This is a genomic window from Lacinutrix sp. 5H-3-7-4, assembly GCF_000211855.2.
Lineage (GTDB): Bacteria > Bacteroidota > Bacteroidia > Flavobacteriales > Flavobacteriaceae > Lacinutrix.
On record NC_015638.1, the window covers coordinates 2,557,276 to 2,570,893 of the forward strand.

General features: G+C 29.5%; 13 protein-coding genes and 1 pseudogene. 10 read left to right on the top strand and 4 right to left on the bottom strand.

Annotated features, from left to right (window positions below; genetic code table 11):
- Positions 1-519: 519 nt before the first annotated feature.
- The 8 genes and pseudogenes from LACAL_RS11495 (at position 520) to LACAL_RS11530 (ending at position 6,249) form a co-directional block, all read left to right on the top strand.
- Positions 520-1,344: a hypothetical protein gene (locus tag LACAL_RS11495; protein ID WP_013870911.1), complete on the top strand. Its 825-nt coding sequence runs from the start codon at positions 520-522 to the stop codon at positions 1,342-1,344.
- Positions 1,317-2,072: pseudogene (locus LACAL_RS11500) on the top strand (YifB family Mg chelatase-like AAA ATPase); the annotation flags it as partial. The gene LACAL_RS11495 and the pseudogene LACAL_RS11500, both read left to right, overlap by 28 nt.
- A gap of 77 nt (positions 2,073-2,149) precedes the next feature.
- Positions 2,150-2,503, top strand: a complete 354-nt coding sequence (locus tag LACAL_RS11505) for a hypothetical protein (RefSeq protein ID WP_013870912.1) — start codon at positions 2,150-2,152, stop codon at positions 2,501-2,503.
- Between the two features lie 6 nt (positions 2,504-2,509).
- Positions 2,510-3,229 carry a hypothetical protein gene (locus LACAL_RS11510; protein WP_013870913.1) on the top strand — a complete coding sequence of 240 codons (720 nt, stop codon included), beginning with the start codon at positions 2,510-2,512 and terminating at the stop codon, positions 3,227-3,229.
- 89 nt (positions 3,230-3,318) lie between these two features.
- A complete protein-coding gene (locus LACAL_RS11515) occupies positions 3,319-3,825 on the top strand; it encodes a hypothetical protein (protein ID WP_013870914.1) in 507 nt (168 codons plus the stop codon).
- A 6-nt stretch (positions 3,826-3,831) separates the two neighbouring features.
- Positions 3,832-4,554 carry a hypothetical protein gene (locus tag LACAL_RS11520; RefSeq protein ID WP_013870915.1) on the top strand — a complete coding sequence of 241 codons (723 nt, stop codon included), beginning with the start codon at positions 3,832-3,834 and terminating at the stop codon, positions 4,552-4,554.
- A gap of 4 nt (positions 4,555-4,558) precedes the next feature.
- Positions 4,559-5,287: a hypothetical protein gene (locus tag LACAL_RS11525; protein ID WP_013870916.1), complete on the top strand. Its 729-nt coding sequence runs from the start codon at positions 4,559-4,561 to the stop codon at positions 5,285-5,287.
- A 131-nt stretch (positions 5,288-5,418) separates the two neighbouring features.
- Positions 5,419-6,249 (top strand): sensor histidine kinase, encoded by an 831-nt coding sequence (locus tag LACAL_RS11530; RefSeq protein WP_013870917.1) that lies wholly within the window; start codon positions 5,419-5,421, stop codon positions 6,247-6,249.
- A gap of 1 nt (position 6,250) precedes the next feature.
- Here LACAL_RS11530 and LACAL_RS11535 read toward each other — a convergent pair whose 3' ends face one another.
- Genes LACAL_RS11535 through panB form a run of 3 tightly spaced genes read right to left on the bottom strand, consistent with a single transcriptional unit; the run spans position 6,251 to position 9,239 of the window.
- Positions 6,251-7,621, bottom strand: coding sequence for an aldehyde dehydrogenase (locus LACAL_RS11535; RefSeq protein WP_013870918.1), 1,371 nt, complete (start codon positions 7,619-7,621; stop codon positions 6,251-6,253).
- Between the two features lie 59 nt (positions 7,622-7,680).
- On the bottom strand, positions 7,681-8,391 hold the full coding sequence (locus LACAL_RS11540; protein ID WP_013870919.1) for an RluA family pseudouridine synthase: 711 nt from the start codon (positions 8,389-8,391) through the stop codon (positions 7,681-7,683).
- Between the two features lie 29 nt (positions 8,392-8,420).
- Positions 8,421-9,239, bottom strand: coding sequence for a 3-methyl-2-oxobutanoate hydroxymethyltransferase (gene panB, locus LACAL_RS11545; protein WP_013870920.1), 819 nt, complete (start codon positions 9,237-9,239; stop codon positions 8,421-8,423).
- A 106-nt stretch (positions 9,240-9,345) separates the two neighbouring features.
- Between panB and LACAL_RS11550 the strand changes: the two genes are divergently transcribed.
- A complete protein-coding gene (locus tag LACAL_RS11550; RefSeq protein ID WP_013870921.1) occupies positions 9,346-9,816 on the top strand; it encodes a hypothetical protein in 471 nt (156 codons plus the stop codon).
- A gap of 73 nt (positions 9,817-9,889) precedes the next feature.
- Here LACAL_RS11550 and LACAL_RS11555 read toward each other — a convergent pair whose 3' ends face one another.
- Positions 9,890-11,314: an L-serine ammonia-lyase gene (locus tag LACAL_RS11555; RefSeq protein ID WP_013870922.1), complete on the bottom strand. Its 1,425-nt coding sequence runs from the start codon at positions 11,312-11,314 to the stop codon at positions 9,890-9,892.
- Positions 11,315-11,538: 224 nt separating this feature from the next.
- On the opposite strand from LACAL_RS11555, the gene dnaK reads away from it, so the two are divergent.
- Positions 11,539-13,458, top strand: a complete 1,920-nt coding sequence (dnaK, locus tag LACAL_RS11560) for a molecular chaperone DnaK (protein ID WP_013870923.1) — start codon at positions 11,539-11,541, stop codon at positions 13,456-13,458.
- The last annotated feature ends 160 nt before the right edge of the window (positions 13,459-13,618 follow it).

A 13,618-nucleotide genomic window follows, 5' to 3' on the forward strand; every position in this document is an offset into this window, starting at 1 on the left:
TAATTAATAATTAATAACGTAAAAAATTTTTTTGGATTAGGAATATTTCTGCTGTAATATTTATTTCTGTATTTATAACTGGTTTGAATAATTTTATACCAGTTTTTTTGTTAATTTTAAAAAGTGATTCTAATTTGAATGTAGTTTTATTTGGTTAACATCGACTTTTCTAATAATTCCAATATTTTATTCACTTTTTATATTTTTACTAAAAGTGAGAGTAAACGGGATATTATAAAAGAAAATACAATAGAAATATTTCGTTATTTCAAAGTGAAAAATATATTTTTTGTCTTTATGAAAATCAATTATTAGAGATTGTAACTGACAATAGTTTTAATAAAATTTTAATATGGTTGAAAATAAAAAAGAAATAAAATTCGAATATAATTAAATCACTTAACCCAATTTTATTTTATGCTTTAATTACCTTGTTTTAAAAATACGTAATTGTAAGTATTTTATTATTAAATATATTTTATTACATTTATTAGCTACTAATCGACAAACTAAACCAATATGAAAAAGCTTACATATTTATTGCTTTTATTTTCAACTTTTTGTTTATCTCAAGGCAATATTTTAAATGGTTCAACACCAGAAGAAATTGGAATTGAAATAGAAGAAGATGGCTCTTCACTTGAAGAAATAGAAGGTGATAGAGGGTTTGAAAATAATTCTTTTTTTATAGCAAATGTTAATTTTGAAAAATTTAATAAAACATCGGAATTTAATAATGATAATAGTAATTCCAATAATTCATTAAGTTTTGAAGATAGGACTTACATTAAAGGAGTAGGTATTGAGGCTTTTAGTAATGATTTGGAAAAACTTATTGGTAAAATAATAATAGTAGATGAAGATAAATCAATTTTAAGTTTAAGGTCATTTAAATTGGATAGTGCAGTTTTAAAAACTAGTAAACCAAAATTTCAAGAAATTGAAGCACTTAAATATACAACAACTGATGACAAGAAATTAGGTTTTTTTATAAAGGCAGAATTAAAAGAAGATGAAATATTAGAATATACTAGAACTGATATTTCTAGAATGGTTATTGGAGATAATGATATTAATTTTGATAAACTAAAGTTATCTTATCAAACTTTAAAATCTACGAAACCGTCAGCTATAATTAAAGTTGTTACTGGTGTTACAGTTACAGAAATAACTACAAGAGAATTTAAAAAAAGTAGTAGAGTTTTAAAAGCAAGCGGTTTTTCAATTGCAACAAATGCATTTTCTTATGGTGATTACTTTTATATTACTAATGATAAGTTTAAGAGATTTTACAGAATAGGTTTATCAACTTTTGAAATAACTCCATTATCATTTATAGATTAATAACCCCATCAACTAATAAAACTACAAACGTAGCATTAGTTGGTGGAGGTAGTTATCCTCAACCAGGAGAAATCTCATTATGTCATAATGGTGTTTTGTTTTTAGACGAACTACCAGAATTTAAGCGCGAAGTTTTAGAAGTTATGCGACAACCACTTGAAGATAGAGAGGTTACTATATCTAGAGCAAAATTTACAGTAACTTATCCATCATCATTTATGTTAGTTGCCAGTATGAATCCAAGTCCTAGTGGGTACTTTAACGATCCAGATTCGCCAATAACGTCAAGTCCTGCAGAAATGCAACGCTATTTAAGTAAAATTTCTGGACCCTTACTAGATAGAATAGATATACATATAGAAGTTACACCTGTACCGTTTAACGAGTTAAGCGATACACGTAAAGGAGAATCTTCAGTCGATATAAGAAAACGAGTAACAAAAGCAAGAGTAGTACAAACTAAGCGTTTTAAAAATTCGGCAACAGTACACTACAATGCACAAATGAATACAAAGCAAATAAATGAATACTGTGTGTTAGATGAAACTTCAAAACAATTATTAAAAACAGCAATGGAAAGATTAAATTTATCTGCTAGAGCCTACGACCGTATTTTAAAAGTATCTAGAACCATTGCAGATTTAGAAGGAATCGAAAATATAAACGGAAATCACATTAGCGAAGCCATACAATATAGAAGTATGGATAGAGAAGGTTGGCTTGGCTAATAAAACATACAAACTTTCAATTAAAAATAATTTTTTAAATTTATTATAAATCACGCTATTAACCAAAACTAAATATTATGCCTAATCCAACAGGAATTATTACCGCTACAGAAGCACAAGAATTAAACGATAATTGGACAAACCTAAGAGCCAGTGCCAATAGAACAGCTGCAGGACAAGACGACAATAGGTCTTCTTGGTACTCATTAGAAGATATGGAAAATTTTCTACAACTAATTAAGGATGAAAACCCAACAGTAAATGGAGTTAGATTTTATCTTGGAGTTGAAACCACCAAACAAGATCCACAAGGTTTAACAACAATATTCATGGTTCCAACCGAAGAAAAAAATGGAGAAAACGCAGATATAAGAGATGCAAACGGCATGGATAGAGGAAGTGTTGGTGGAGGTCGTTCTTATCCTCAATAAATTAAAATGTTAGAGTTTTTATTTAACAACAATAATTTAATAACACATAGTATACAATGTATAGCTGCAATAATTGGTATATTTAATTTAAAGAAATATAAAAACACAATAGGAAGTTTTTTTATAGGTATATTAATATATATATCTGCTGTAGATTTATTAGCAATGTATACATATTATTGTAATACAATACCTTTTTTAAATTTTATAGCAAACACTAAATTTGAATCAAATTATTGGTGGTACACTATATTTTTTGACTGTATTGCAGTTTTACTCTTTGCAATTTTTTTTTATAAAATAGTAGTAAAAAATAAATATAAAAATGTAATAAAATATAGTGCTTTTTTATATTTAATTGTATTTGTATATATAATTTTTAGTGATTTAAAGCATTTGTTTATAGGTACTTATTCTGTAATATATACAGCTGAAGCCATACTAATAATGATTTGTACAACTACATATTTTATAGAAATATTAGAAAGTAATAAAGTGTTATATTTTTCAAAATCTTTATACTTTTATGTAAGTGTAACTGTTTTTTTATGGTGGTTAATAGTTACTCCTGTAGTATTTTTTGACAAATATTTTATAACAGAAGATATTCACTTTATAAAACTAAAACGATGTATCTATATATTTGCTAATATATTTATGTATACAACCTTTTCTTTTGGGCTAATTGTCTCAACACCAGATAAAAACAAGAAATTTATTAAATAAAAAGCGCTATTAACTAATTCTAATAAATAATGAAGTGAAAATCGCAATTTTTTTAAAAAAATTAAATAACCAATAAATTAACTAAACCAATGAGAAATTTTATTAGCCTAATTGTAGGCTTATTTATAGGAGCACTAATAATGTATTTTGTTTGTAATAAAAATACAGAAGAAGGTGCAATAGAAATTATAAAGCCAAATGGTGTTATATCTCCTCGAGAAGCAGAAATTTTAGACGAAAACTTTAATGCTAGACACCAATTAATAAGTGCCGAGATAGTTATGCGTCCAGATAACCGTTCGTCGTGGTGGTCATTACAAGACATTCAAGATTATATAGTATATGCACAAAACCAAAGTAAAGAATTAGGTTACACCATGGATGGTATTCGAGTGTATTTAGGAGCTTATCCAGATACAAAGGCAGGAGATAGTACAACTGTTGGCTATACCACAATGTTTATTGTGCCAACCTCTAGTGATATTACTGCTCGTGGTGGCGCTGCTGCAAAACCAAAAAATGGTGATATACCAGGTGTAAACCCTATAAATCAAGGAACTGGAGGCTATCCGCCAAGTGCTAATTACCCTCAATAATAGATAATGAAAGAATTTTTAAGGTCAAATTATCTTTTATTAATCTTTTCTTTCGAAATTTTAGCAGTTATAACTGGTTTATTATTTTATAAAAAATATAAACATATGGCTGCTAAATATTTTATATATTTTCTGTTTTATCTTTTTATATGTGAATTACTTTGCACATATACTTTATTTGTTAATAATGATGGCTTTTTAAATTTTCTGAAAGGAACTATTTTTGAAAAAAACTATTGGCTATCAACTATCACTTGGTCAATTGGAAGTATACTATTTTTTAGTTATTACTATTATAAAATTATAGAAAGCACGACCTATAAAGTAATTATAAAATATAGCGGCATATTTTTTCTTATTATTTCAGTAGCTCAAATTATTATTAATTTTCAAGATTACTTTAATCGTTTTTTTCCATTAATAAATGTGTTAGGAGCAATTGTAGTATTAATTTGTACAATACTTTATTTTGTAGAAATTTTGCAAAGTGAAACAATATTAAAGTTTTACAAATCGATAAATTTTTATATCAGCTGTGCCATTTTAATTTGGTGGTTAATTATGACTCCATTAGTTTTTTATGATATATATTTTAATAAAACAGATTGGAATTTTGTAATTCTAAAATGGCAAATTTATCTATTTGCTAATTTTTTTATGTACACCACTTTTACCATTGGTTTAATTGTTTCTAAACCAGAAAAGCAGATAAAGTTGAACAAAAAATGAACTTGTGAAAGACTTTTTAATAGCATATTATAGCATTACAATTAAAGGATTAGAAATTCTTGCTGCTATTATTGGTATTATTTGCTATAAAAAGTTTAAAGTTTCTCACGAGCGATTTTTTATCTATTTTTTAATATATATACTATTTGTTGAAAATATTGGTTCCTACACTATTTATATAAGTGAGAATAAGAGTTTAAATTGGATAAAAGAAGCTATTGCAGGAACAGTGTTTCAAAAAAACTATTGGTGGTTTCAAATATTTTGGGTAATTAATTCTACACTATTTTTATGTTATTATTTTAGAAAGAATTTAAACAATATACAGTCAAAAAAACTATTTGCTTTTGTAGGTTATAGTTTTTTTATAGTCTCCTTTTTTTTAGTTGTTTTAAAATGGAAAACTTTAAAATATGGCTTAATTAAAATTTTAGAATTATTAAGTTTCCTAACAATATTTTTCTTAATCAGTAATTATTTTTTTCAAACATTAAAGTCTGAAAAAATCTTAAAATTCTATAATAATTTAACCTTTTATATAAGTTGTGCATTTATAGTATTTATAATATTAATTACGCCATTAACATTTTTTGAAAGTTATTTTAATACATCAGATTGGAGTTATATAATACTAAAATGGCAAATTTTATTTTTAGCGAATGCTTTTATGTACATCACTTTTATTATAGGGTTAATAGTGTCTAAACCAATAAAAAATATTAAAAAAAAATAATATTAATGTAACAAAATATAAAACAAGATTAGATTTTTGTAATTAAAAACAAAGCCTTTTTGTTTTTGCCAATATCTTTATGTATTCTTGTTTTGCTATTAATATTATAGTATTTAAACCAAAACCAAAAAATGAATAACTTAATATTTATTACTACAATACTTCAAGACGTAAAAAAATCTACAGCGGCAGAACGCTATTTATTAATTTACATGATTGGTGTTTTGGTAATAGTTACCTCATTGGTAATATTATTTTTTGTAGTATTCCAAAAAAGAAAAAATAAACTTTTAATAGATAAAATAAAGCAACAACAAGCTTTTGAGGAAGAGTTATCTAATGCACAAACCGAGATACAAGAGCAAACTTTAAAAAATATTGGTTGGGAATTACACGATAATGTAGGTCAATTATTGGCAGCGGCAAGTATGCAAATGAATATTTTAAAAACTCAAATTAGTGATGATGTAAAAGAAAATTTTTCTGAAGCAGCAAGCACTGTAAAAGAAAGTTTAAAAGAAGTACGTATGCTATCACGATCATTAAACAATGAAGTGATTTTAAATATTGGTTTTGAACAATCTATTACAAATGAGTTAAATAGACTTAAAAAAATGAAATTTGCATCGGCAGAACTTCAAGTTAAAGGAGATGTTATTCCGTTTGCAAATAAAAAACATGAAATTATTGTATTTAGAATTTTGCAAGAATTCTTTTCTAATACAGTAAAATATTCTGAAGCTAAAAACCTGAGTGTAATTTTAAATTATAAACCAGAAAAGCTAATTATTACTGCTAGTGACGATGGTAAAGGTTTTGATATGGCTACGGTAAATAAGGGTTCAGGATTGCTAAACATGAAAAGTCGTGCAGAACTTATAAATACATCTTATAATTTAAGTTCTAACATTGGTAAAGGCACACAATTAGAATTACAATATCCATATATTCACAAAGCGTAATTTATAACCATTTTAGTAAGCTTTTAATTTTATTTAGTTTTCCATTATATGGTGCGTAACGTAAGGGTAAATCTAGCCAATTTCCTTTATTTACAACAGGTTTTTTATGTGAAAAGGTATCAAAAGATAGTTTACCATGATAAGCACCAATACCACTATTACCAACACCTCCAAAAGGTAACCTGTGATTTGCAAAATGTACAACAGTGTCGTTAATACAACCGCCACCAAATGAGAATTTTTCAATTAATTTTTTAGCAGCATTTGTTTGTGTAGTAAATATATACAGCGATAATGGTTTATTGTAACTAGTAATTATAGTTTCAATTTTGGTTTTATCCTTAAAAGAAATTACAGGTAAAATAGGACCAAATATTTCATCTTTCATAACTTCACTATCAAGATTTGGCTCATCTATTACTGTTGGAGAAATGTAAAGGGATTTTTCATTTATATCACCTCCAACAATGCAGTTTTCATTTTCTAACATTTTAGTTAAACGCTTAAAGTTTTTAGTATTTACAATACGACAAAAATCTTTAGAGTTTTCTGGATTTTTTGAATATGCATTTTCAATTTCAATTTTAATTGCTTTATAGAACGATGCTTTTATACTGTCGTGAATTAGTATATAATCTGGAGCAATACAAGTTTGTCCTGCATTTAAAAATTTACCCCAAACAATACGTTTAGCTGTAAGGTTAATGTTTGCTGTTTGATCTATTATACATGGATTTTTTCCGCCTAATTCTAAAGTAACCGGTGTAAGATTCTTGGCAGCAGCTTTGGCTACAATTTTTCCTACGTTAACGCTTCCTGTAAAAAAAATATAATCCCAACGTTGTTTTAATAATGTTGTAGAAACATCAACGCCACCTTCTACAACGGTAACATGTTCTGGTTTAAATACGTGAGATATTATTTGTTTTAATAGAGCAGAAGTATGCGGAGTCAATTCGCTTGGTTTTAAAATAGCAGTATTTCCAGCTGCTATAGCGGCAATTAATGGCGCCATTGCTAATTGGTAAGGGTAATTCCATGGTGCTATAATTAAAGTTTGTCCATAAGGCTCTGAGTATAAAATATCTGTTGAAGGGAAATTAATTAAACTAGGAAGCACCCATTTTGGTTTAGACCATTTTTCTAGATTTTTAATCATATGGTCCAACTCTGATAGTACTACAGATGTTTCTGTTAAAACTGTCTCAAAAGCAGGTTTATTAAAGTCTTTGGCTAAAGCTTCAATAATTTTACTTTCTTGGTTTACAAGTTCAGCCTTTAATTGTTTTAAAGATTTTTTTCTAAAGGCTACATTTTTGGTTTCTTCAGTTTTAAAATAGCTTTTTTGAGATTGGAGTAGTTCAGGAATCATAAAAAATAATTAGTACTCCTAAGTTAGTAAATATTTTATAAGATGTAAATTATATAGTACTAATCTATACAAGCATTCCAAATTGCATTGTTAGGTAATGGAGCAGTTATATCTAATTCAATTTTAGAAACAGGATGTATAAACTTTATGTTTCTAGCATGTAAACTTATACTAGCATCTTTATTACTGCGGTCAAAACCATATTTTAAATCACCTTTAATTGGTGAGCCAATACTTGAAAGTTGCGCACGTATTTGGTGATGGCGTCCAGTTTCTAAGTTAACTTCAAGTAAAATATAGTTATCTAAAACCTTAATGGTTTTATAGTGTAAAATTGCTTTTTTACTGTCTGGAACTTCTTTTATATGTGCTCTAGACTTATTGTTTTTAGGATTTTTTTTAAGCCAATGTATTAAAGTATCCTTTTCCTTTTTTGGTTTGTTTTTTACTAAAGCCCAATAGGTTTTTGAGATATCTTTTGATACAAACAATTTGTTTAAGCGTGGTAAAGCCTTACTGGTTTTAGAGAATATTACTAATCCTGTTGTTGGTCTATCTAGCCTATGTACAGTTCCTAAATAGACATTTCCTGGTTTATTATATTTTTCTGCAAGATATTCTTTAACAACGTCGCTTAAAGGCTTATCTCCAGTTTTATCACCTTGTACAATATCGCCTGCACGTTTATTAACCACAATTATGTGGTTGTCTTCGTAAATAACTTGAAGGTTATTTTTATTTGATAGTACTTTTTCTAAAAATTTAGTCACAAATACAAGAATAATAATTTGCTAACTGCTTAATATTGCTCAGTATCATTAGGGAAATCACCAGATTTTACATCTTCACCATATTGTGTAAATGCGTTGGTCATTTCTTCATATAAATTCATGTAACGACGTAAAAAACGCGGATTAAATTCATGCGTCATTCCTACCATATCATGTGTTACTAATACTTGGCCATCTACACCAGCACCAGCACCAATACCAATTACAGGTATAGAAACACTTTGGGCAACTTCTTGTGCTAATTTTGCAGGAATTTTTTCTAAAACAATAGCAAAACATCCTGCTTTTTCAAGCATTAAGGCATCTTCTTTAAGGCGTTGAGCTTCTTGCTCTTCTTTTGCTCTAACGGTATAAGTTCCAAATTTATAAATAGATTGTGGCGTTAAACCTAAATGTCCCATTACAGGAATTCCAGCATGAAGAATACGTTTTATAGATTCTTTTACTTCTTTTCCTCCTTCCATTTTTACGGCATGTCCACCAGACTCTTTCATGATTCTAATGGCAGAACGTAAAGCTTCTTTAGGGTCACTTTGGTAGCTACCAAAAGGTAAATCTACAACAACAAGTGCACGTTCTATAGCACGAATAACAGAAGATGCATGGTAAATCATTTGATCTAATGTTATAGGTAAAGTGGTTTCGTGTCCTGCCATAACATTACTGGCAGAATCTCCTACTAATATAACATCAATACCAGCGCCATCAACAATTTTGGCCATGGTATAATCGTATGCTGTTAACATGGAAATTTTCTCTCCACGTTTTTTCATATCGATTAAAGATTTAACGGTAACTCTTTTGTATTCTTTTTTTGCTACAGACATTTAATTTAAATTAAGATAGACTGTAAAAATAGTAAATTTACGATATATAGCGCTATTTTTATTTAATTCTGAAAAACAGTACATTGCATTTATATATTTAATAATTATGAAATATCTACCTATAGTTTTAGCTTTTTTTTTAATAACCAGTAGTAAGGCTCAATCTAAAACAGAGTCCAATTCAAATTTAGAAGTAAAACAAGTAATAGAACGTTTTTTTGAAGGTTTTCATAAGCAGGACACTACAATATTAAAATCTGTAATTTATAAACAGTTACAGTTGCAAACTATAAATAAAGATAATAATGGAATCGTACAGTTGTCTACAACAAAATACTCTAATTTTTTAAAGTCAATAATTTCAATACCAGAATTTCAGGAGTTTAATGAGAAAATTTTAAACTATACCATAAAAATTGATGGTAATATGGCAAATGTTTGGACAGATTATGAGTTTTGGTTTAATGGCCAACTTAGTCATTGCGGTGTAAACTCATTTCAATTAATAAAAACAAGTGATGGTTGGAAAATATTTTATATAGTAGATACTCGCCGACAAAACGGATGTAATGACTAATACTTAAAAATTTATTTCAAAAAATATAATTTTCACTACTCACTACTCACTACTCACTACTCACTACTCACTACTAACAATCTGCCATATTCACACGTATAGCCAAGCCACCTTCACTAGTTTCTTTGTATTTGTTATTCATGTCTTTTGCGGTTTCCCACATAGTATCTACTACTTTGTCTAAAGGTACTTTAACGTTTTTAGGATCGGTTTCTAGAGCTAATTCTGCAGCATTAATAGCTTTTATTGCTCCCATGGAATTTCTTTCTATACATGGTATTTGAACCAAACCACCAATAGGGTCACAAGTTAAACCTAAGTGGTGTTCCATTGCAATTTCTGCAGCAATCATTACTTGTTCTGGAGTACCACCAAGTACTTCTGTTAAAGCTCCAGCTGCCATGGCGCTAGATACACCAATCTCTGCTTGGCAGCCACCCATGGCGGCAGATATTGTGGCACCTTTTTTAAAGATACTTCCTATTTCTCCAGCAACTAATAAAAATTGTTTAATATGTTTAAAATCGGCATCATGGTTTTCAATAACCATATAGTACATTAATACAGCTGGAATTACTCCAGCACTTCCATTTGTAGGCGCAGTAACTACACGACCAAGAGAAGCATTAACTTCGTTTACAGATAAAGCAAAGCAGCTAACCCATTTTAAAATTTGGCGAAACTTAACTTCACTTTGTCTAATAGATTGTAACCAATCTTTAGAGGTAACGTAAGGCACTTCAATATTTAATTTTTTATGCATATCAAAAGCGCGACGGCGCACGTTTAATCCGCCAGGTAAAGTACCTTCAGTATGGCAACCAATAAACATACAGTCTAACATAGTTTGCCAGATGCGTTGTAGCTCATGATCTATAGTTTCATCATCTCTAAGAGAGCGTTCATTTTCTAAAACAATTTCAGATATAGATTTGTTTTCGGTGTTACAAAAGTTTAAAAGCTGTGTTGCGGTGTGACTTGGAAAAGGAAATTCTTTTATTAATTCTTTATTTTCGGCATCAACAGTACGTTCTTCTTTTATAACAAAACCGCCACCAATAGAATAGAACGTAGATTGATGAATTTCGGTATTTAAGCTAAACGCAGTAAATGTAATGGCATTAGAGTGAAACGGAAGAAACACACGGTTAAAAATAATTTCAGAGTTTTTATCGAAATCTATTATCTTTTCATTTCCTAAAACCAGTTTTTCTGTATTTTCTATAGAGGCAATAATAATATCTATAGTGTCTGTAGGTATATATTCTGGATCGCTTCCGCTTAAACCTAACATTACTGCTAAGTCTGTGGCATGACCTTTACCGGTTAATGATAGAGAGCCATATAAATCTACCTGAATTCGTGTAATATCCTTAAAAACATCATCTTGTTTTAATTCGTGCAACCATCTCTCTGCAGCACGCCACGGTCCTAAAGTGTGAGAACTCGATGGTCCAACACCAATTTTAAGCATATCAAAAACCGAAATACATTCCATAATTTATGTTCCTTTTTATAATCCCGCAAATATAGGTTTTTGCTTTCTATCGTATTTTAAAATACTTCACAATTTTTTTAATTTCTGACAACCTGTCATATTTTTTTCAATGGCATAATCATTGACTTAATGCTACCGTAAATAATTAATAAAATTAAGTTTCGCTTTTAAATTGAAAACATTCAGCATTAAAGCGAAAAAACATAAAAACAAAACATAAAACTATGAGTAAGATTATTGGAATCGATTTAGGAACTACCAACTCTTGCGTTTCTGTAATGGAAGGTAACGAGCCAGTAGTTATCCCAAATGCTGAAGGTAAAAGAACAACACCATCAGTAATCGCCTTTGTTGAAGGTGGAGAAATTAAAGTTGGAGATCCAGCTAAAAGACAAGCAGTAACAAACCCTACAAAAACAGTTTATTCTATTAAACGTTTTATGGGTAACAAATACTCTGAGTCTAAAAATGAAGCAGAACGTGTACCATATAAAGTTGTAAAAGGAGATAACGACACACCACGTGTTGATGTTGATGGACGTTTATATACGCCACAAGAGTTATCTGCAATGGTATTACAAAAAATGAAAAAAACAGCTGAAGATTACTTAGGAACTTCAGTAGGAGAAGCAGTTATTACTGTACCAGCATATTTTAACGATGCACAACGTCAAGCTACAAAAGAAGCTGGTGAAATTGCAGGTTTAAAAGTACGTCGTATTATCAACGAGCCAACAGCAGCAGCTTTAGCTTATGGTATGGACAAAAAAGGAACAGACCAAAAAATAGTAGTATTTGATTTTGGTGGAGGAACACATGATGTTTCTATATTAGAGTTAGGTGATGGTGTTTTTGAAGTATTATCTACAGATGGTGATACACACTTAGGTGGTGATGATGTTGATGAAAAAATCATTAACTGGTTAGCAGATGAGTTTAACGCTGAAGAGTCTATGGATTTACGTAATGATCCAATGTCTCTACAACGTTTAAAAGAAGCAGCAGAAAAAGCTAAGATTGAATTATCATCTTCTGAGCAAACAGAAATTAATTTACCATATATTACTGCTACTGCAAGCGGACCAAAACACTTAGTACGTACATTAACACGTTCTAAATTTGAGCAATTAATCGATGATTTAGTAAAAAGAACGATCGAGCCTTGCCAAACAGCATTAAAATCTGCAGGATTATCAAAATCTGATATCGACGAAATTATATTAGTTGGTGGATCTACACGTATTCCAGCAGTTCAACAAGCAGTAGAAAAATTCTTTGGAAAAACACCAAGTAAAGGTGTAAATCCAGACGAAGTTGTTTCTTTAGGAGCAGCAATTCAAGGAGGAGTTTTAACTGGAGATGTTAAAGATGTATTACTTTTAGATGTAACACCTTTATCACTAGGTATTGAAACAATGGGTAATGTAATGACAAAACTTATTGAGGCAAATACTACAATTCCTACTAAAAAGTCACAAGTATTCTCTACAGCTGCAGATAATCAACCTTCTGTAGAAATTCACGTATTACAAGGTGAACGTGCAATGGCTGGAGATAACAAAACAATTGGACGTTTTCACTTAGATGGTATTCCACCAGCACAAAGAGGTGTACCACAAATTGAAGTAACGTTTGATATTGATGCTAACGGAATTATAAAAGTATCGGCTACAGATAAAGCAACAAATAAATCTCAAGATATTCGTATCGAGGCATCTTCTGGTTTAACTGAAGAAGAAATCCAGAAAATGAAAGCAGATGCTGAAGCAAATGCAGAAGCAGATGCAAAAGCAGCAGAAAATGCTAAAAAATTAAATGAAGCAGATTCTATGATTTTCCAAACGGAAAAACAATTAGAAGAGTTTGGTGATAAATTATCTGCAGATAAAAAAGCACCAATAGAAGAAGCTTTAACAGAATTAAAAGCTGCTTACGAAACTAAAGATATAGCTGTAATCGAGCCAGCGTTAGATAAAATTAACGAAGCTTGGAAAGTAGCTAGTGAAGAAATGTATAAAGCACAGCAAGAAGCTCAAGGTGGAGCACCAAATGGTGGATCAACAGATGCAGGCGCTGGAGCAAAAGGTCAAGCAGCAGACTCTACAGATGATGTAGAAGATGTAGATTTTGAAGAAGTAAAGTAAGCAGAGAACCAATTTTGTAAAACAAAATTGTGTGAATCGCTTATTCCAAATTTATTTTGGAATCTCTTTAAGATTGAACACAAATAAAAAAAAACGCAATCATTAATTTGGTTGCGTTTTTTTGTTAAAATCAATATTTTGTTTAATCGTTAATGTTTGT